The organism is Acidibrevibacterium sp., from assembly GCF_049965395.1.
GTDB classification, from domain to species: Bacteria; Pseudomonadota; Alphaproteobacteria; order Acetobacterales; family Acetobacteraceae; genus Acidibrevibacterium; species Acidibrevibacterium fodinaquatile.
This window is the reverse complement of sequence record NZ_JBMFWJ010000002.1, coordinates 1-18,319: the sequence shown is the minus strand read 5'-3', so window position 1 is coordinate 18,319 and position 18,319 is coordinate 1. Positions and strand designations below refer to the sequence as shown.

At 66.2% G+C, this 18,319-nt stretch carries 18 protein-coding genes; 6 read left to right on the top strand and 12 right to left on the bottom strand.

From position 1 onward, the window contains the following. Positions 1-278: 278 nt before the first annotated feature. The 11 genes from ACP5M5_RS01065 to gatC all read right to left on the bottom strand — a co-directional run bounded on the left by ACP5M5_RS01065 (position 279) and on the right by gatC (position 12,503). Positions 279-1,061 (bottom strand): enoyl-CoA hydratase, encoded by a 783-nt coding sequence (locus ACP5M5_RS01065; RefSeq protein ID WP_427934964.1) that lies wholly within the window; start codon positions 1,059-1,061, stop codon positions 279-281. Positions 1,062-1,104: 43 nt separating this feature from the next. Next, positions 1,105-2,421, bottom strand: coding sequence for a protein-L-isoaspartate O-methyltransferase family protein (locus tag ACP5M5_RS01060; RefSeq protein ID WP_427934963.1), 1,317 nt, complete (start codon positions 2,419-2,421; stop codon positions 1,105-1,107). Between the two features lie 77 nt (positions 2,422-2,498). Continuing rightward, positions 2,499-3,257: a tyrosine-protein phosphatase gene (locus ACP5M5_RS01055; RefSeq protein ID WP_427934961.1), complete on the bottom strand. Its 759-nt coding sequence runs from the start codon at positions 3,255-3,257 to the stop codon at positions 2,499-2,501. Then, positions 3,244-3,840, bottom strand: a complete 597-nt coding sequence (locus ACP5M5_RS01050) for an NADPH-dependent FMN reductase (protein ID WP_427934959.1) — start codon at positions 3,838-3,840, stop codon at positions 3,244-3,246. Before ACP5M5_RS01050 ends, ACP5M5_RS01055 begins: the two co-directional genes overlap by 14 nt. A gap of 2 nt (positions 3,841-3,842) precedes the next feature. After that, positions 3,843-5,096: a CaiB/BaiF CoA transferase family protein gene (locus tag ACP5M5_RS01045; protein ID WP_427934958.1), complete on the bottom strand. Its 1,254-nt coding sequence runs from the start codon at positions 5,094-5,096 to the stop codon at positions 3,843-3,845. Then, positions 5,093-6,154, bottom strand: a complete 1,062-nt coding sequence (locus ACP5M5_RS01040) for an acyl-CoA dehydrogenase family protein (protein WP_427934957.1) — start codon at positions 6,152-6,154, stop codon at positions 5,093-5,095. The genes ACP5M5_RS01045 and ACP5M5_RS01040 overlap by 4 nt, the downstream gene beginning before the upstream one ends. Positions 6,155-6,165: 11 nt before the next feature. Next, positions 6,166-7,314, bottom strand: coding sequence for an acyl-CoA dehydrogenase family protein (locus tag ACP5M5_RS01035; RefSeq protein ID WP_427934956.1), 1,149 nt, complete (start codon positions 7,312-7,314; stop codon positions 6,166-6,168). A 108-nt stretch (positions 7,315-7,422) separates the two neighbouring features. Continuing rightward, positions 7,423-9,237 (bottom strand): TRAP transporter large permease subunit, encoded by a 1,815-nt coding sequence (locus tag ACP5M5_RS01030; protein WP_274965390.1) that lies wholly within the window; start codon positions 9,235-9,237, stop codon positions 7,423-7,425. A gap of 10 nt (positions 9,238-9,247) precedes the next feature. Continuing rightward, positions 9,248-10,699: an Asp-tRNA(Asn)/Glu-tRNA(Gln) amidotransferase subunit GatB gene (gatB, locus tag ACP5M5_RS01025; protein WP_427934954.1), complete on the bottom strand. Its 1,452-nt coding sequence runs from the start codon at positions 10,697-10,699 to the stop codon at positions 9,248-9,250. Further along, positions 10,696-12,219 (bottom strand): Asp-tRNA(Asn)/Glu-tRNA(Gln) amidotransferase subunit GatA, encoded by a 1,524-nt coding sequence (gatA, locus tag ACP5M5_RS01020; RefSeq protein WP_427934953.1) that lies wholly within the window; start codon positions 12,217-12,219, stop codon positions 10,696-10,698. The genes gatB and gatA overlap by 4 nt, the downstream gene beginning before the upstream one ends. Continuing rightward, complete coding sequence (gatC, locus tag ACP5M5_RS01015) at positions 12,216-12,503, bottom strand: Asp-tRNA(Asn)/Glu-tRNA(Gln) amidotransferase subunit GatC (RefSeq protein WP_427934951.1); 288 nt, start codon at positions 12,501-12,503, stop codon at positions 12,216-12,218. Before gatC ends, gatA begins: the two co-directional genes overlap by 4 nt. Positions 12,504-12,635: 132 nt before the next feature. Between gatC and ruvX the strand changes: the two genes are divergently transcribed. Next, on the top strand, positions 12,636-13,118 hold the full coding sequence (gene ruvX / locus ACP5M5_RS01010) for a Holliday junction resolvase RuvX (RefSeq protein WP_427935121.1): 483 nt from the start codon (positions 12,636-12,638) through the stop codon (positions 13,116-13,118). Here the strand turns inward: ruvX and ACP5M5_RS01005 are convergent. Next, positions 13,093-13,266 (bottom strand): sulfurtransferase TusA family protein, encoded by a 174-nt coding sequence (locus tag ACP5M5_RS01005; protein ID WP_427935120.1) that lies wholly within the window; start codon positions 13,264-13,266, stop codon positions 13,093-13,095. The two genes, ruvX and ACP5M5_RS01005, sit on opposite strands and share 26 nt — an antisense overlap. Positions 13,267-13,442: 176 nt before the next feature. Here ACP5M5_RS01005 and ACP5M5_RS01000 point away from each other — a divergent pair, with 176 nt between their 5' ends. From ACP5M5_RS01000 to lnt, 5 genes are all read left to right on the top strand, one after another. Then, a complete protein-coding gene (locus ACP5M5_RS01000) occupies positions 13,443-13,850 on the top strand; it encodes a MucR family transcriptional regulator (protein ID WP_114912045.1) in 408 nt (135 codons plus the stop codon). Positions 13,851-14,127: 277 nt separating this feature from the next. After that, positions 14,128-14,595, top strand: coding sequence for a Fur family transcriptional regulator (locus ACP5M5_RS00995; protein WP_427934948.1), 468 nt, complete (start codon positions 14,128-14,130; stop codon positions 14,593-14,595). Next, complete coding sequence (locus ACP5M5_RS00990) at positions 14,592-15,422, top strand: GNAT family N-acetyltransferase (protein WP_427934947.1); 831 nt, start codon at positions 14,592-14,594, stop codon at positions 15,420-15,422. The genes ACP5M5_RS00995 and ACP5M5_RS00990 overlap by 4 nt, the downstream gene beginning before the upstream one ends. Positions 15,423-15,438: 16 nt before the next feature. Next, positions 15,439-16,395, top strand: coding sequence for a hydroxyacid dehydrogenase (locus tag ACP5M5_RS00985; protein ID WP_427934946.1), 957 nt, complete (start codon positions 15,439-15,441; stop codon positions 16,393-16,395). Next, positions 16,392-17,975 (top strand): apolipoprotein N-acyltransferase, encoded by a 1,584-nt coding sequence (gene lnt, locus ACP5M5_RS00980; RefSeq protein ID WP_427934945.1) that lies wholly within the window; start codon positions 16,392-16,394, stop codon positions 17,973-17,975. Before ACP5M5_RS00985 ends, lnt begins: the two co-directional genes overlap by 4 nt. Positions 17,976-18,319 lie beyond the last annotated feature (344 nt).

Below are 18,319 nucleotides of genomic sequence, written 5' to 3'. Positions count from 1 at the left end.
CATCTCAACGCCATTTAGTTTAGCACGAACTTGCCACGCATTATTTAATTTTTCGGCATCAAGCGGCAAGGTTCTGAGCCCGGACAACTTGTATCGTCCGTCGGGTCGTCTCGGCGGCGCTGGTGGCGCCCATCATACACGCCGCGCGCATCCCTTGCCGCGCGCTGACACCCTCGCCCGGGGGAAAAGTTTTTTGGTTCTTTTTTTCAAAAAAGAACCAAAGAGAGCCCTTCTTTTTTTATAAAAAAAGAAGCAAAAAAATTTTCAATTGAAGGGGTTTATCTTCCCTTGAAGGCGGGTTTACGTTTTTCGACGAAGGCTTCGCGCGCTTCGCGGTGGTCTTCGGTCATGCCGGTGCGTGCCTGGTGGAAGGCCTCCATGTCGAGGACATCGGCGAGACTAGCGGTTTCGGCGGCAAGCAGGTTGCGCTTCATATAGGCATAGGCGAGACGTGGCCCCTCGGCAAAGCGGCGGGCCAGCGTCTGCGCTTCCGTCATCAGCGCCCCATCCGCAACAACGCGGGTGACGAGATCGAGGCGATGGGCCTCGCGCGCGTCAATCGGCTCGCCGAGGAGATAAAGCTCGCGCGCTTTCGCCGGGCCAGCGAGCTTGGTGACATGGTAGGAGCCGCCGAAATCGCCGGAGAATCCAACGCCCGCGAACGCCGTGCCAAAGCGCGCGCTTTCAGCGGCGAGGCGGAGATCACAGGCGAGCGCGATGCCGAGCCCGGCGCCGAAAGCGGGACCATTGATCGCGCCGATGATGATTTTCGGCGATTGGCGGATGAGCAGAATCAGCTGATGGCGGAGTCGCAGCTCGGCGGCGCGGCGTTCCATGCTGTCATCGGTGCGCGCGGCCATCGCCTTGACATCACCGCCGGCGCAAAACGCGCGCCCGGCGCCGGTCAGGATGACGGCGGCGATATCGGGGTCGACGGCGATGCGTTGCAGCGCCGCGATCAGCCCATCCAGCATCTCCGCCGAGAGGGCATTCAGCCGGTCCGGGCGGTTCAGGGTCAGGGTCGCGATGCCCCCGGCCACGCTTTCGATCAAATCGCTCACTGGCTTCCTCCATGTCTGTGTCGGGGAAGCCTAGCCCGCAAGCTCAGCCGCGAGAAGGGGCGAGGCGCGGCCAGCCGCGCTTCTGTGACCAGTGAAATACCGTCTCGCCGCGTGGCTCGGCCCAAACCGCGCCGGCCGGCGCCTCTGCCTTCCGCCAGAGGGTCGCCTCAAAAGCCTCGATCCCCGGCATCAGGCAGCGTGCCCACTCATGATAAGCGCCGAGCAGCGCATCGGCGGCCGCCGTGGTCCCGAAACCGATCAGTTCGGCGCCATTGCAAAGCGCGAGTGAGCCGGCCGCCTCGTCGAGGAGGCCGATCCCGGCGACATCGAAACTGCCGCCAGCGGCGCCGGCGATCTGCGGGTTAACCCCCTCCCCTGCCCCGCCCACCCCCATCCCGCCAGGCCCAAATACCGTAAAACGCGGCTCGATTTTGGTGAGGAAGGAACGGAGGGGAATCGTCGCGAGCGAGAACGGCGTCGTCGCATAGCGGGTGCGGCCGAGCGGCATCGGCAGGCGAACCACCTCGCGCAGTGCGACCTCTTGCCAAAGCGGCGTCTCGGCCAGGGCGCGCGGCGCGTAATCGGCGCAAGCGAGAGCCCCGGTCGGATAGATGAAGCAGCAAGCGAGCGAGGCCTCGGCGCGAAATCCGCCTGCCTCGGTGCGCCGCAGCAGCAAGACGTCATTGCCGAGACCCTTGATCTGGAACGGCGCGAGCAGCAGCCCGCCTGGCACCACGGCGTCGAAAAATGGCGCCGGCAATTCGAACAGGCCGGTGGTGAAGATGATGCGGTCGAACTGGCCGAGCCCGGAAAGCGCCGCCTGCCCGTCGGCCGCGTGGACGCGGGCGTTGGTAATGCCGGCGGCGGCGAGCGATTGCCGGCTTTGCGCCGCAAGCGCGGGAATGATCTCGACCCCGACCGCCTCCCCCGTCGGCCCCACCGCGCGCGCGATCAGCCCCAGCATCCAGCCGCCGCCAGAGCCGATCTCGAGCACCCGCTGGCCGGGCTGGAGATCGAGGAGTTCGAGGAGATGCAGCACGATCGAAGGCTGCGAATTGGTCGACGCCATCGGCTGCCCGGCGGCATCGACATAGCCGAGCGGGATATCGCGATAGATCGCACCGAAATGCGCCTCCGCCGAACCGCTCGCGAGGTCATGCACATTGCCGCCGGCCTGCGCGATGTAGCGCTGGACGAAAAAATGCCGCGGGCAGTCGAGAATGGCGGCGCGGAGCCCGGCACGCAGCCCATCCGCGAGCCCATTGGCGCGCACGGTCGCGTCGATCTCACGCGCAAAATTTTCCAGGATGCCAGCAAAGGGCCGGCACGCGGCGGGCTGGAGATTGAGGGTGGGGTTCATGGCGGCGGCTCGCTCCTGGTCCAATGGCGCCGCAAGAAAACCACGAATTCGTTATAGAAGTGTGAGCGGACGTGGACTCACACCAGGAATCGCGCCTGCAGCCGCGCCCGCGCCTCGCGATCGAGGCCGAGCATCGCCGCGAAATAATGCTCGAGCGAGCCGAAACGGCCGCGAATCTCGTCAAAGGCGGCGATCAGCAGCTCGGGATGGACGCGGAGCAACGGCTCGGCGAGTTCGGGCGGCAGATCGCGGGCCAGCGCGCTATCGGCTTCCCAGAGCCGGTTGGTCGCGAGATAATCCTCGAGGATTTGCTCGAACGACACCCCGAGTGCCGCGAGGAAAAGCGCCGCGCCATAGCCGGTGCGGTCCTTCCCGGCCGAGCAATGGAACAAAAGCGGCGTGAAGCCCGGCTGTAGCAGGAGTTGAAACAGCGCCCGGTAGCTCGCCGCGTGATCGCCGACATAGGCGAGATAGGCGCGGCGCAAAATCGCCAGCACATCCTCACCGCTTGCCCGCCCGGTTGCGACGATATCGGCAAGCGAGGCGCCGACGCGCGGTTCGATCGGCAGGGAATGCACCTGAACGCCGCGCAAGCCCTTGAGCTGTGACGGTGCGTGTGCCCGCTCGCGCCGGCCGCGGAAATCGCAAATGCTGCGAATGCCGAGAGTTGCCAGGCGTTGCTGATCTGTGGCGGTGAGCCGCGCAAGGCTCGCCGAACGGAATACCATGCCAAAGCGCACCACCCGGCCCTCGGCGCCGCGATAGCCGCCGAGATCGCGGACATTGCTCGCGCCCTCGAGCGGCACGCTACGCGGCAGCGCCTCACCCGCGTCCATACCCACCCCACATTCGCGCGAATTCCATGACTTGGCGCCCGACCAGCTCGATCTGCCCGCGCACCACGGCATTGGTGCAAGCGCCGGTCTCGTCGAACAAGGGCTGCGCGGCATTGATCGCGGCACCGAACGGCGTCGGCCAGCCGCGCAGCGCATGTATGACCGAGCGAAGCGCAACCAGCGTCGTCCCGGTCGCCTGCCAGCCATGGGCGGACACCAAGCAACCGACGGCGCGGCCCTCGAGATAGGGCCTGGGGTCGTCACGCAGCATTTCGATATGGTCGATCGCGTTCTTAATCATGCCCGAGATCGTGCCGTGATAGCCGGGGGACGCGATGATCAGCCCGTCACAGCGCCGGATCACATCGACGAGGTGCCGCGCCGCCGGCGAGAAATCGGTCTCCGCCGGGTCATACATCGGCATCTGCAATGCGGCACTCCCGATCAGCACGGTCTCGGCGCCCAGCGCCGCGGCGGCGTCGAGCGCGATGGCGAGAAGCCGCTCGGTCACCGAATCCGGCCGCGTGGTGCCGCCAAGACCGACGATGAGCGGCCGGAAGGCGATCGGCTCGGGGTGCGCCATGCTCAGCGTTCGCCCGCTGGCTCTGGATTAGGCGCATCCACTCGCGCCTTTGCCGCGACATCGCCGAGGATTGCGGTAATCTCTGCGCGATCGAGCCCGGCTTCGGCCAGAACCTCCTCGGTATGCTCGCCCAAACGCGGCGCGTGACGGCGGATCGCGAAGGGATCGGCGCTGAACGTCACCGGCCGGCGGACGCTGCGATAACGCCCTTCGCTCGGGTGTTCGGCCTCGGCAAAGAGCCCCGAGGCGATGACCTGCGGGTCATCCTCCAACTCATCGAGGCTCAAAACCGGCATGCACGGGATCGACACCCGGTCGCAAAACGCGACCCACTCGGCTGTGCTGTGCTTGGGCGCTTCCTCTTCGATCATGGCATAGAGGATATCGATGTTTTGCACGCGCTCGGCAAGGCGGGTAAAGCGCGGGTCACTCTTGAATTCGACGCGACCGGTGAATTCGTAGAAATCCTGCCAGTTGCGATCGGAATAAGGGAGGATGCAGGCATAGCCGTCGGCGGTGCGATAGGGCTTGCGCCGCATGTTCAAAAGCCGCCCGAAGCCGGCGCGCCCGAGCGGGGGGACGAAGGCAGCGCCGGTGATGTGCTCGACGAGGTTGAATTCGATCGTGGTCTCGAACATCGGCACCTCGATCGCCTGCCCGCCGCCGCCGCGCGCCCGCGCGAACAGGGCGGCGAGAATGGCATAGGCGATCGCCTGGCCGGTGAGTTTGTCGCAGATCACCGTCGGCGCATAGCGCGGCACGCCGTCGATCGCCGCGAACAGGCCGGCGATCCCCGATCCCGCCTGAATCAGATCGTCATAGGCGGCTTTCTCGCCATAGGGGCCGGCGGCCGCGAAACCATAGGCGCCGCAATAGATGATATCGGGGTTGAGCGCCCGCACCCGCTCATAGGTATAGCCGAGCCGGGCGATCGCCTGCGGGCGGATATTGTGGAGAAAGACATCCGCCCCGGCGATCAGCCGATCGAGCGCCACACAATGGGATTTCTTCTTTAAATCAAGCACCACGCTCCGCTTATTGCGGTGCAAGTTGAGAAATACCCCGCTCATCCCGGGCGAGCGTGAGGGGCGGTATTGGCGCAGGAGATCGCCTTCGGGGCTCTCGATCTTGATCACGTCGGCGCCGAGATCGGCGAGGATGTGGCTTGCGAACGGCCCCATGATAACGGTGGTGAGATCGAGTAACCTGACCCCGGTGAGAGGCGCGCCGGCGTGTGTCCGATTCTTCTCGCTCATGCGCCGGCCAGCATCGGCCACAGCGCCGCCCCGCCGGCCGCAAGGACGCGGCGGCCGATGAGGCGCTGCCATTCCGCCTCGTTGCCGAATTCATCGCGCCAGGACCAAAGCCGGCGGGTGAGGAAATGCAGCGTGTGTTCCTGCGTGAAGCCCATCGCGCCATGCACCTGGTGGGCGATTTCGGCGACCTTGCCCGCCGCTTCGCCCACGCGCGCCTTGGCGACCGCGGCCGCGAGCAGCATATCGCCGCCGCCGAACGCGGCGATCATGCCATCGGCGGCGGCGGTCGCGGCGGCGAAGTGCCCGGCGGCCTCGGCGAGCATGTGCTGCACCGCCTGGAACTTGCCGATCGGGCGGCCGAATTGCTGGCGCTCGTTCGCGTAAGTAAGGGCGTGGTCGAGCGCGTGCTCCATCGCGCCGACCATCTGCTGCGCCCGCAAGGCGGCGCCGAGCGCGCGCATGCCGGCTTGCGCGAGCGGTGGCGCCGTGCGGGTTTCAATGGCGATAGCGCCGTCGAGCTGAAGGGTCGGCCGCGGCTCGCCGGCGAGATTGCGGCGCGGCTTCGCGGCCAAACTCGGCGGCGCCAGCAAGGCGAGGTGATCGGCGCCGTCGGCGGCGCGGGCGAGGACGAGCAGCGTCGCCCGCTCGCCCCAGGGAACGCCGGCGAGATGGCCATGCACCGTTGTTTTGCCCCCCGCTAAGGTCATTTCGATCACATCCTCGGCGGCCGTTGGCGCAAGCGTCACCGGCCCCGCGATCGCACGCCCACCGGCCGCGACCCAGAGCGCGTTGGCCAGCATGGTTTCCCCGAGCGGCAGCGGCAGTGCGTGATAGCCGGCGCGGCGGAGCAAAAGGAGCGCTTCGGCGGGCGCGAGCCCGGCGCCGCCGGCCGCTTCTGGCACCATCGCGAGCGGCAGGCCGGCTTCCTCCAGCGTCGTCCACAGCGCCTCTGGCCACGCCCCGCCATCGGCGGCGGCGAGCGCCTCGCGCGTGACGTGCTCGGCGAGCAGGCGATCGGTCTGATCCCGGAGAATCGTAAAAATTTCGCTGTCGGCCATCGCTCTCTCCCTCACCGAAGCCCGAGGCCGCGGGCGATCATCCCGCGCAGGATCTCGCGCGTGCCGCCGCGCAGCGTGAAGGAAGGCGCGTGCAGCGTCACCTGCGCCAAAGCTTGCGAGAACGGATCCTCGGCGTCAAAGCTCGGCTGGCTTGCGACCAAAAGCCGGGCGATTTCCGGAATTTCGCGTTCGAACGCGGTGCCGACATCCTTGACCAAGGCCGCCTCCACCGCCGGGTTTTCGCCGCGATCGAGCAGCCCCGCAACCGCCGTCGACATGCGCAACAGCGCCGCGAGATGCGCAACCAACCGGCCGATGGCGATTTCCTCGCGCGCGCCGGGGTTTTCGCGCAGACGCTCGATCAGCTCGACCAGAAGCCGGTAATCGGAGAGAAAGCGATCCGGCCCCGAGCGCTCGAAGGCGAGTTCGGACGTCACCATCCGCCAGCCCTCGCCGACGCCGCCGACACGCATATCGTCGGGCACGCGATAATCGTCGAAAAACACCTCGTTGAACTCATGCCCGCCGGCGAGATTGCGGATCGGCCGCACGGTGACGCCGGGGCGCGAGAGATCGACGATGAATTGCGTGAGCCCGCCATGCCGGTCCGGTCCGGCCTCGCCGGTGCGGGTGAGCGCGATCAAATAATGCGCGCGATGGGCGTTCGAGGTCCAGATTTTCTGGCCGTTGATCAGCCAATCCTCGCCGTCGCGCCGGGCGCTGGTGCGGGTCGCGGCGAGGTCGGAGCCGGAATTCGGCTCGCTCATGCCGATCGCGAAATAGCACTCCCCAGCCGCGATACGCGGCAGGATTTCACGCCGCGCGCGCTCTGAGCCATTGCGCAAAATCTGCGGCCCGGATTGGCGATCGGCGATCCAATGGGCGCCACACGGGGCGCCGGCGGCCAGCATCTCGGCGGTGATGACGAAGCGCACCAGCGGCGATTGCGCCGCCCCGCCATAGGCACGCGGCCAGGTGACGCCGATGAAGCCGGCGGCGCCAGCGCGGCGGGTGAAGTCGGGATCGAAGCTATTCCAGGAATTGCGATAGGGGACGAAATGACGTCGCGCTCCCTCCTCGGCGAGAAACGCGCGCACCCGCGCCCGCGCCGCGATGGCCTCTGGCGGCAGATCGATCGCATCGAATCGGAAGGCCTGCATCTCCTCACCTCACCTGGCGCGTCGGCGCCTCGCTTTTCGTATGCGGCGAGCATCCCCCCAAACCGGCGATCCCGCAAGGCCGCGGCTGGGCAAGGCAGGGCTGCGCGATCAGCGCCAGCCGAGCGAGAGAACCGGGAACGCAGCGACCAGCAGAACCGCGACCAGGAGCACGCCGAGATAGGCCCAAATGCGCCCGATCGCGGCGTCCGGCGATATTTTCCCGATCGCACAGGCGGCATAAAAGCCGACCCCGAAGGGCGGCGCGAAGAGACCAAGCCCCATCGCGAGGACGACGACGATGGCATAATGGATTTCCGCGATCTGGAGCGCGCGGGCGGCGGGAAACAACAGCGGGCCGAACAGGATGATCGCCGGAATCCCCTCCAAAACCGACCCGAGCACCGCGAAGGCGGCGATGGAGGCGGCAAAAAACCCCGCCCGCCCGCCCGGCATCGCGCTGACGGCGGCGACAAGGGCGCGCGCGAAGCCCGATTGCGTCAGCGCCCAGCCCATCGCGGTCGCGGTGCCGATAATGAGGAGAATCGCCCCCGAAAGGGACGCGGTTTCGACGAGAATGGCGCCGAGCCGGCGCCACGCGAATTGGCGATAAAAGAATAGCCCGGCGAGCACGACATAGACGACGCCGACGGTCGAAACCTCGGTCGCGGTCGCGATGCCGTCCACCACCGCGGCGCGGATCAGAAACGGCAGCACCAGCGCCGGCAAGGCGATCAGGAAACGGCGCGCGACCTCGCGTTTCGAGACCCGCGGCGCGGCGGCGAACGGTTCGCGCCGCGCCTCGAAAAACACCACCAGAGCAAGGCCGAGCGCGCCGAGGGCTGCGGGCAGGACGCCGCCATTGAAAAGGCCGGCGATGGAAACCCCGGTCACCGACCCGATGGTGATCAGAACCAGGCTCGGCGGAATGGTCTCGGCCATCGCCCCCGAGGCGGCGAGGAGCGCGACCAGCTGGCCCGGCCGCGCGCCACGCGCGCGCATTTCCGGAAACAAAGCCGGCGCCACCGCCGCCATGTCGGCGGCTTTCGAGCCGGAAATCCCCGAGACCAGATACATCGCGACGATCAGCACGTAAGCGAGGCCGCCCCGGACATGACCGAGAAGGCCGGCGAGGAAATCGATCATCGCGCGCGCAAGCCCCGTCATCTCGATCAGAAGGCCGAGAAAAATGAACAGCGGCACCGCGAGCAGCACCATCCCCGACATGCCACCATCCATCCGGCTGACGACGATGCCGAGCGGGATATGGGTGGTGAGCGCGAGATAGCTCAAGGTCGCGGTACCGAAGGCAAACGCAATCGGCACGCCGATCGCAACCGCGAAGCCGACCAGGCCGACGAAGAAGAGCACCAGATTGCCGTTGCCGAGACGAAGAAACAGCGGCTCAAGCAGGGTGAGCGCGAAGGCAACCACGCCCGTCATCGCGAGCGCCGCAAGCCCGCCGCGAAAGCCGCCGGCCGCGAACAGGCGAAAGGCCGCGATCACCAGCATCAGCGCCGCGCCGACGACGAGGGCGGCGACGCGCAGGCCATCGGAAAATGCCAGCGCCGGGCTGCTCACCGGCCATTGGGTGATCATGTAGGCATAGGCGGGGCGGATGATTTCGAGCACGAACACCATGACGATGGCATTGGCGAGTGCCTCGAGCCGGGCGCGCAGCGCGGGCGGCGCGCGGCCGACGAGGGTCGCAAGCCGCATATGCTCGCCCCGCCAGAGCGCGATCGCGGCGCCGAGCATGGCAAGCCACAAAAAGAGGGCGCCGGCGAGTTCGTCCGACCACAGCAAGGGGCTGTCGAAGCCGTAGCGCGCCACGACGCCGGCGAAAAGGATCACGACCTCGAGGATGACCAGCGCCGCCGCCAGCGCCTCGATCCCACAAAGGGCGAGCCGAGCCGCGCGCGCCATGGCCGGCGCGTCAGCCGAGCAGGCGGCGAAGCACGTCGTTGACGAGCGCGGGATTGCCCTTCCCCGCCATTGCCTTCATCACCTGGCCGACGAAAAAGCCGAATAATTTCTCCTTGCCCGCCTTGTATTCTGCGACCTTGTCGGCGTTGGCCGCGAGCACGGCGGCGATCGCCCGCTCGATCGCACCGGTATCGGTGACCTGGCGAAGATTTTTGCGCTCGACGATCTCGCCAGGCGCGGCGCCGCTCTCGACCATCTCCTCGAACACGTCTTTGGCGATGCGGCCATTGATCGTGCCGTCTGAGATCAGATCGAGGAGTTGCCCGAGCGCGAGCGCCGAGACCGGCGAGGTCTCGATCGTCCGCCCGGTGCGATTCAAGGCCGCGAAAAGATCGCCGATCACCCAGTTCGCGGCGAATTTGCCATCGCGCCCGCGCGCCACCGCCTCGAAATAATCGGCGCTCGCCTGCTCGGCGACCAAGACCCCGGCGTCATAGGCGGGAAGCCCGTAATCTTTGATGAAACGCTGCTTTTTCGCGTCCGGCAGTTCCGGCAAATCCCGGCGCAGTGCCTCGACCCAGGCGGGATCGAGCACCAGCGGTAGCAGATCGGGGTCGGGGAAATAGCGGTAATCATGCGCGTCTTCCTTGCTGCGCATGCTTCGCGTAATGCCGCGCCCGGGCTCAAACAGGCGGGTTTCCTGCGAAACGACGCCGCCTTCCTCCCAAACCGCAATCTGGCGCCGCGCTTCCGCTTCGATCGCCTGCATCACGAAGCGCACCGAGTTCACGTTCTTGACCTCGCAGCGGGTGCGGAAATCCTCGCCGGCGCGACGCACCGAAACATTGACGTCGGCGCGCATCGAGCCCTCATCCATGTTGCCATCGCAGGTGCCGAGATAGCGCAAAATGGTGCGCAGCTTGCGCAGGTAAGCGCCGGCTTCCTCGGGGCTGCGCAAATCGGGCTCGCTCACGATCTCCATCAACGCAACGCCAGCGCGGTTGAGATCGATATAGGTTTTCGCCGGATGCTGATCATGCAGCGATTTGCCGGCATCCTGCTCGAGATGGAGGCGAGTGATGCCGATTTCACGCACCGTGCCGTCGGCGAGTTCGATTTCGATCACGCCGCGCCCGACGATCGGGTGTTGATACTGGCTGATCTGATAGCCGGCGGGGAGATCGGCGTAAAAATAATTCTTGCGGTCGAACCGGCTCTCGAGATGGATTTCGGCGTTGAGCCCGAGCCCGGTGCGGACCGCCTGGGCGACGCATTCGCGGTTGATCACCGGCAGCATGCCGGGAAACGCGGCATCAATGAAACTCACCTGGCTGTTTGGCGCAGCGCCAAACGCGGTCGCGGCGCCGCTAAAAAGTTTGGCCTTCGAGATCACCTGGGCGTGGACTTCAAGCCCGATGACGAGTTCCCACGGGCCGGTTTTGCCCTCGATCACGTAGCTCATCGCGCCGCCCCCGCACGGAGCGCCGGCCGCGCCGAAAATCCCGCCGCCTTCTCGATCGCCGCCGCAACCGCAAACACCTTTTCCTCCTCGAACGGTCTGCCGATCACCTGCAAGCCGAGCGGCAGCCCGCCGCCGGCGGCATGGTCGGGCGTCACTGTCACGGGCACCGAAATCGCCGGCAGCCCCGCAAGATTGACCGGGACCGTGTAAATATCGTTGAGATACATGAGACGCGGGTCTTCGATTTTTTCGTTTTGTGCAAAGGCGACCGTCGGCGCCGTTGGCAAAACGATCACGTCGCAGGTCTCGAACGCCTTTCGAAAATCCTCGTAAATAAGCCGGCGGATTTTCTGCGCGCGAAGATAATAGGCATCATAATAGCCGGCCGAGAGCACATAGGTTCCGATCAGGATGCGGCGCTTGACCTCATCGCCGAAACCTTCGGCGCGGGTGCGTTCATACATCTCGATCAGATCGGCACCGTCCGCGCGGCGCCCAAAACGCACGCCGTCGTAACGCGCGAGGTTGGAGGATGCCTCGGCCGGGGCGATGATGTAGTAGGTGGGGAGCGCGTGTTGCAACCGCGGAAGGGTAACATCCACCCGGGTTGCGCCGTCGTCGTCGCGGCAAAGCCACTTATCCGCATCGTCGAGCATGCGGGCGATAACGTCTGCATCTGCATCCGCCCCCGGCATGTTGGGAATCGGGAGACCAGACACGAAGCCGATCTTGAGCCCCTCGACGCCCTCCCCACAGGCGGCGGCGAAGTTTGGCACCGGGCGATCGGCGGAAGTGCTGTCCTTGGGATCGAACCCAGCCATGGCGCCAAGCAAAATCGCGCAATCCTCGACGGTGCGGGCCATCGGCCCGGCTTGATCGAGCGAGGAGGCAAAGGCGATGATGCCGTAACGCGAGCAGCGGCCATAGGTCGGCTTCATGCCGACGATGCCGCAAAAAGAGGCTGGCTGGCGGATCGAGCCGCCCGTGTCGGTGCCGGTGGCTCCGAGCGCGAGCCGCGCCGCAACCGCGGCCGCCGAGCCGCCGGAGGAGCCGCCAGGAACGAGCGCCGCCTCATCGCCGGCCCGCCGCCAGGGATTGGTCACCGGCCCGAAGGCCGAGGTCATGTTCGATGACCCCATGGCGAATTCGTCGAGATTGGCTTTGCCGAGGAATACCGCGCCCGCCGCGCGCAGCTTCGCCGTCACCGTGCTTTCATAGGGCGGGACGAAGTTCTCCAGAATTCGGCTCGCCGCGGTGGTGCGCACCCCGGCGGTGCAAAAGAGATCCTTGATGGCAAGCGGAATGCCGGCGAGCGCCCCGGCTTTACCGTCCCGCAGTGCCCTATCGGCTTCATCCGCCTGCGCCAGGGCGAGATCCGGGGTGACGGTGATGAAGGCGTTGAGCTGCGGGTTGAGTGTCTCGATCGCCGCGAGATGCGCCTCGGTCAATGCGCGGGCGGAGAATTTTTTCTCGCGCAAGCCGGCGCACGCCTGCGCAATCGTGAGATCGGTGAGGGTCATTCAACCACCTTGGGGACGACGAAGTAATCGCCGGCGCGCTCGGGCGCGTTGGCGAGAATCTGTTCCGGGATGCCGCCATCGGTGATCTCGTCCGCGCGCATCGGCAAAGCCATGTCCGCCGCCCCGGTAAGCGGCCGCACCCCCTCGACATCGACGCCGGCGAGTTGCTCGACCCAGCCGAGGATGCCGTTCAATTCGGCCTGCAGACGCGGAATGTCGTCATCTTCGATATGGATGCGGGCGAGATGGGCGATGCGACGGACGGTCGCGGGATCGAGCGACATGGGAAAAATTCTCTCTTGGTCAATTCCGGCTTGGTCTCAGGGCGGGCGCGGACCATAACCGTCGCCATGGCGCGCAGCAACCCGAACCTGCTGGCCGAACTCCGGGCGCTTCGCGCAGCACTTGCGCCGGGGATGCGGCTGATCGGGATCGACCCGGGCAGCCAGACGATCGGGCTTGCGCTCTCGGACGTAACGCTCAGCATCGCCTCGCCCTATGGCAGCCTCCGGCGCCGGCGTCTTCGCGACAACGCCGCCGAAATCGCGGCGATCGCGGCGCGTGAAGGCGCCGGTGGGGTCGTCGTCGGCTTGCCACTGTCGCTTGACGGCACTTTGGGGCCATCGGCGCAGGCGGCGCGGGACTGGGGGCGCGCCCTGGCGGACGCCACCTCTCTTGCGCTTGCTTTCTGGGACGAGCGGCTGTCCAGCGCTGCCGTCAACCGGATGCTGATCAATGAGGCCGATCTGTCACGGCGCAAGCGCGCCGCCAGCGTCGATCGCGCTGCTGCCGCCTATCTCCTCCAGGCAGCGCTCGATGCCAGCCGCGCCGCGGCCCCGGGCAGAGATTGCGATAATGAAACCGCCGGGGGGATCAGCCAAACGCCCTCCCCTTCCTGATAAAAACGCGCGCGACTCCCTCAGAATCCTTGGCTCCAACGAATATCCCATGCCCGAGCGCCGCCGCCGCGCGCGGAACATTGGCGATCGGCTCGGCGCCTTTCAGTAACACCAATAATGTCTCCCCCTCCGTCATGCGATCGAGCATAAGTCTTGTCCTGACGAACGTCATCGGACAAAGATCTCGCGTGATATCGAGGGTGTGATCCGGGGCGGGACTGCGTTCCGGTGTATTTTTCTCAGTCACGAGCGACATATCCGTTGCGACTCATCGACAAACGATTTATGTGAGAGTTATAATTACACATCGAGGAAAAATCTGCCATGGACTCTAAAGTCTCGCCTGATATTCTGGAGCTGACGGCAAGAATCGTCTCGGCGCATGTCACCAACAATTCGGTCTCGGTGGATATGCTGCCGAATCTGATTCAGGATGTCTATAAAACATTGACCAATATCGGCAAAGAGCAACCGGAAGTCGAGAAATTGCAACCGGCGGTGCCGATTAAGAAATCCATCGCTCCAGATTATATCATTTGCTTGGAAGACGGCAAGAAGCTCAAAATGTTGCGCCGTCATCTCAAAACATCCTATGGGATGACCCCGGAACAGTATCGCGAGCGCTGGAATCTGCCGCCGGATTACCCGATGGTGGCGCCGAATTATGCCCAGCATCGCTCCAGTCTCGCGAAGAAGATCGGCCTCGGCACCAAGGCGCGCGATCAGGGCTGAGCCGTCCATCCTCGCGCGGCGCGCCGGTGTCTTGCCAGCAACGCCCCCGCCCGGGCATAAACGCCCTGCTATGATCGGCCGGGCCATGATCGGTTGCATGCGATCGGTTGATCTGGTCGCGGGGCGGGCCGGGCAGAACCTTGCGCTTTAAGGGTTAAGCGCTCGAGAGCCGGCACGAGGTCGACAGGGGTGGGGCGGATCGGCTACCACCATGGGCGCGCCCGCCCGGAGGCTTTCCCGCGCGGGGGCTCCCAGGTGGCGGGTGACCGAGGATCCGATGGAATCGCGTATCGAACGCCTATGCATCGAACGTCGCCTCAAAATGACCGGCCAGAGGCGGATCATCGCGCGCGTCCTGTCGGAGGCGGAAGATCATCCCGATGTCGAGGAACTCTATCGCCGCGCCAGCACCCTTGACGCCCGTATCTCGATCGCGACGGTCTATCGCACGGTGCGGCTTCTCGAGGAAAAAGGCATCCTGGAACGCCGCGATTTCGGCGGCGGCCGCGCCCGCTACGAGGCGACCGCGCATGGCCATCACTATCACCTGATCGACGCCGATAGCGGCCGGGTGATCGAATTCACCGATCCTGCCCTCGAAGCCATGCTGCACAGCCTCGCCGCGCGGCTCGGCTTCGATCTCGTCTCAATGCGACTCGAACTGTTCGGCCGACGTGCCGCGACCAACGGCGAGCCAACCCAAGAGACGGCTCCCCACCCCCTTGCCATCGGACCCCGGCGATGACCGCGCCCTTTTCCGTCCGCCGAAACCCAATCCATGGTTTCGGCGAACTCCGCAGTGGCCATCTCGGCGTCCGGCTGGCGCGCAGCCCGGCCGAGATCGACGCTGCCGAAGCGCTGCGCTTTCGCATTTTCTTCGAGGAGATGGGCGCCCGCCCTGCCCCCGACATCGCCGCCCGCCATCGCGACCGCGACCGCTTCGATGATGTCGCCGACCATCTCATCGTCGTCGACCACGCGATCGGGCCGGGACCGGAGGGGGTGGTCGGGACGTATCGGCTGATCACCCGCGCCGCCGCCGAGGCCGCCGGCGGTTTCTACTCGGCGGGGGAATTCGATATCAGCCGCCTCATCGCCTATCCCGGGCAGATCCTGGAGCTCGGCCGCTCCTGCGTTGCTGCCGGCTATCGTGGCAGCGCCGCCATGCAATTGCTCTGGCGCGGCATCGCCGCTTACGTGTTTCTGCATCGGATCGATCTCATGTTCGGGTGCGCGAGCCTCCCCGGCACGCGGCCCGAGGCGCTGAGCGCCGAACTGACCTATCTTTATGACAATCACCTCGCGCCCCCGGCGCTTCGCCCGCGTGCCTTGCCGCATCGCTATGTCGAGATGCGCCGCCTGCCGGTCGGCGCGGTCGATCCGCGCCGGGTTGCGGCGCAACTGCCGCCGCTGATCAAGGGCTATCTCCGCCTCGGCGGCTTTGTTGGCGACGGCGCGGTGATCGACGACCAGTTCAACACCACCGACGTCATCGTGCTGGTGAAGACAGATCTCGTCACCGACAAATATTACCGCCATTACGAGCGGCAATTGCGCGACGCCCTCACCTGACGTGACGGGAGCGGCGATGGCGCGTTTTCAGGTCATCATGACGGCGCCCGGGCTCGCGCCGGCGGCTCGGGCGTTGCTCGAAGCGGCCGGCTGCGCCGTCCATCTGATGCCGCCCTATCCGGACGCCAAGGCGATCGCGATGCTCGCCCGCGACATCGACGCCGATGCCATTCTCTGCCGTCAGGGCCGCGTCGACGATACGGTGATGGCGGCGGCGCCGAAACTCAAAATCATCGCACGCCACGGGGTCGGCGTCGATGAGGTCGATGTCGCGGCGGCGCGGGCGCGCGGCATCCTCGTCACCAATGCACCGGGCTCGAACGCGCTCGCGGTCGCCGAGCACACGCTCGCCCTCATCCTCGCCTTGGTCAAGGAACTGAAACCGCTCGGCGCGGTGATCGCCGGCGGCGGCTGGCGCGGGGCTGCGAGCGCGGTCGGCGATGTCGCGGGCAAACGCCTCGGCTTGATCGGCTTCGGGGCGATCGGCCGCGAGGTCGCGCGGCTCGCCGGCGCGTTCGGGATGCGGGTTTTCGCGACAACGCCGGGCGCGGCGCCGCTCGCCGGCGCCGAGCGCGTCGCCGATCTGCCGAGCTTGCTCGCGCGCGCCGATATCCTCTCGCTCCATTGCCCGCTGCGCCCGGAGACGCGGCATCTGATCGATGCCGCCGCGATCGCGCGGCTTCCCGCCGGCGCCTTCGTCATCAATACCGCGCGCGGCGGGCTGATCGACGAGGTGGCGCTGCGTGAGGCGCTCGACCGCGGTCATCTCGCCGGCGCCGCCCTTGACGTGTTCGAGGACGAACCCCCGCCGGCCGATGCGGCGCTGCGCAACCATCCGCGCGTGATCGCGACCCCGCATGTCGCCGGCGTAACGCCGCTCGCTTTCGAACGCATGGGGGTGATGGCGGCGGAATGTATCGTCGCCGCACTCACCGGCGGCGCCATCCCGGCGGAGCGGGTGATACGCCGATGACATTGGCCGCGGCTGGCGGCGCGCCGCCGCGTCGCTTCTGGCGGGTGCTGCTCGCCGCGGGCGTGCTCGGCGCCCTCAGCGCCGCAGCCTTGCCGCCACTCTACGGCCTGCCGGTGCTGGTCGTCGCCATTCCCGGCCTGCTCGCTCTGATCGGCACCAGCACGCGGGCGCGAGACGCCTTCTGGCTCGGGTGCGCCTTCGGCTTCGGCCATCATTTGTTCGGGCTTTACTGGATCACCGATGCGATTTTGATCGAAGCGGCCGATTTCTGGTGGTTCGTGCCGATCGCGGTGCCCGGCCTTGCCGCCATTCTCGCCCTCTTCATCGGGATCGCGGCGCTGGCGGCGTGGTTGGTGGCGGCGGGGTGGCGGCGGGTTTTGCTGTTTGCCGCGGTCTGGATGCTGGGCGATCTCGCGCGGCAATTTTTGGGCGGCGGATTTCCGTGGAATCCCTGGGCCAGCGTGTGGGCATTCCCGGGGGTCGCCGGCGAGATCATGCTGCAACCGATCGCGCTCGTCGGCACGCCGGGGGTGACCGGGCTCACGGTTCTGCTCGCAGGATTACCCGCGCTCGGGCGGCGCGGCTGGCTCGCAGGGGCGGCGCTGCTCGTCGCCTGGGCCGGGTTTGGTGCCGTTTGGCGCGCCCGCCCGGCCGGTGCGCCACCGGGGATCACCGCGATCCTGGTCCAAGGCAATGTCGCCGAGGGCGATAAATGGAGCCCGGAGCGCGCCATCACCATCTTCCGCCGCTATCTCGACCTCACCTCCGAGGGGGTCTATCGCGCCGACCAGGGGCGCGCCGACCAGGGGCATGCCGATCTCGGGCATGGCGGCGTCGAGCAGACGCTGGTCATCTGGCCGGAAACCGCGAGCCCCTATCCGCTGCTCGACGATCCCGAGGCGCGCCGGGCGATCGCGATCGCTGCTGGCGGCGCGCCGGCGCTGGTCGGATCGGTTCGGCGCGGCCGCGATGGCCGGCCCCGCAACAGCCTGATCGCGCTCGACGGTAAGGGCGACGTCATCGGCGTCTATGACAAATACCATCTCGTCCCGGGCGGCGAATATCAGCCGCAATGGCTGCCGCTGCCGGTCGATATCGTCCCCGGCGGCGGCTTTGCGCCCGGCTCGGGGCCGAAAACGCTCACTCTGCCCGGTCTCGTTCCGGTGGCGCCGCTGATTTGCTACGAGGCGATTTATCCTCATGCCATCGTCGATGAAGCGGCGCGGCCGCGCCTTCTCGTCAACATCACCAACGATGCTTGGTTCGGCAATTCCTCCGGGCCGCGCCAGCATCTCGCCGCCGCCCGGATGCGCGCGATCGAGGAAGGTCTGCCGCTGCTGCGCGCCGCCAATACCGGGATTTCCGCGGCGTTCGATGCGCATGGGCGGGAAGTCGCGCGGCTTGGGCTCGGCCAGACCGGGATCAAGTTGGTCGCCGTGCCGGGCGCTTTGCCGCCGCCGCCCTTTGCCCGTTTCGGTCTCCTGGTGCCGCTGCTGCTCGGCTTGGCGGCGATTGCCGTGGTCATCGGCGTTGGTTTGGTGCGAAAATGGGAAATTTCCGCACATCAATTCAAAACATGATATCGCGTCGCTTTTTTCGTTAAATTTTATCTGAATTGGTCATATGAACTTGACCTTGCCTCGGTGCACTGTTAATAAACAGTTAACTTAGACGGAAATCCAGGGCTTACCGTCGCTGAAATTTACGAAAGTCATGTTTGGCGAACCGCTTGCCCGTGTGTCGTGAAACTGGCTGCTCGTAGCAGACCACGCGTAAACCGGTCCCGGCGACGGGACATGGGATTGAGACCACAGATGAACGGATCGGCAATGCCAGTTTCCGCCGCCAGGGGTGACATCGATATGCCGTGTGCTGGTGAAGACAGATCTCGTCACCGACAAATATTACCGCCATTACGAGCGGC

Excerpts from the sequence above, each read along its gene's own strand:
- ACP5M5_RS01030 (WP_274965390.1), bottom strand. The coding sequence starts at position 9,237 with ATGGCGCGCGCGGCTCGGCTCGCCCTTTGTGGGATCGAGGCGCTGGCG.
- ACP5M5_RS01005 (WP_427935120.1), bottom strand. The coding sequence starts at position 13,266 with ATGCTCGATCGCATGACGGAGGGGGAGACATTATTGGTGTTACTGAAA.
- gatA (WP_427934953.1), bottom strand. The coding sequence starts at position 12,219 with ATGACCCTCACCGATCTCACGATTGCGCAGGCGTGCGCCGGCTTGCGC.
- ACP5M5_RS00985 (WP_427934946.1), top strand. The coding sequence starts at position 15,439 with ATGGCGCGTTTTCAGGTCATCATGACGGCGCCCGGGCTCGCGCCGGCG.
- ACP5M5_RS01055 (WP_427934961.1), bottom strand. The coding sequence starts at position 3,257 with ATGGACGCGGGTGAGGCGCTGCCGCGTAGCGTGCCGCTCGAGGGCGCG.
- gatC (WP_427934951.1), bottom strand. The coding sequence starts at position 12,503 with ATGTCGCTCGATCCCGCGACCGTCCGTCGCATCGCCCATCTCGCCCGC.
- ruvX (WP_427935121.1), top strand. The coding sequence starts at position 12,636 with ATGCGGCTGATCGGGATCGACCCGGGCAGCCAGACGATCGGGCTTGCG.
- ACP5M5_RS00995 (WP_427934948.1), top strand. The coding sequence starts at position 14,128 with ATGGAATCGCGTATCGAACGCCTATGCATCGAACGTCGCCTCAAAATG.
- ACP5M5_RS01060 (WP_427934963.1), bottom strand. The coding sequence starts at position 2,421 with ATGAACCCCACCCTCAATCTCCAGCCCGCCGCGTGCCGGCCCTTTGCT.
- ACP5M5_RS01050 (WP_427934959.1), bottom strand. The coding sequence starts at position 3,840 with ATGGCGCACCCCGAGCCGATCGCCTTCCGGCCGCTCATCGTCGGTCTT.
- ACP5M5_RS01035 (WP_427934956.1), bottom strand. The coding sequence starts at position 7,314 with ATGCAGGCCTTCCGATTCGATGCGATCGATCTGCCGCCAGAGGCCATC.
- ACP5M5_RS01045 (WP_427934958.1), bottom strand. The coding sequence starts at position 5,096 with ATGAGCGAGAAGAATCGGACACACGCCGGCGCGCCTCTCACCGGGGTC.
- ACP5M5_RS01040 (WP_427934957.1), bottom strand. The coding sequence starts at position 6,154 with ATGGCCGACAGCGAAATTTTTACGATTCTCCGGGATCAGACCGATCGC.
- lnt (WP_427934945.1), top strand. The coding sequence starts at position 16,392 with ATGACATTGGCCGCGGCTGGCGGCGCGCCGCCGCGTCGCTTCTGGCGG.
- gatB (WP_427934954.1), bottom strand. The coding sequence starts at position 10,699 with ATGAGCTACGTGATCGAGGGCAAAACCGGCCCGTGGGAACTCGTCATC.
- ACP5M5_RS00990 (WP_427934947.1), top strand. The coding sequence starts at position 14,592 with ATGACCGCGCCCTTTTCCGTCCGCCGAAACCCAATCCATGGTTTCGGC.
- ACP5M5_RS01000 (WP_114912045.1), top strand. The coding sequence starts at position 13,443 with ATGGACTCTAAAGTCTCGCCTGATATTCTGGAGCTGACGGCAAGAATC.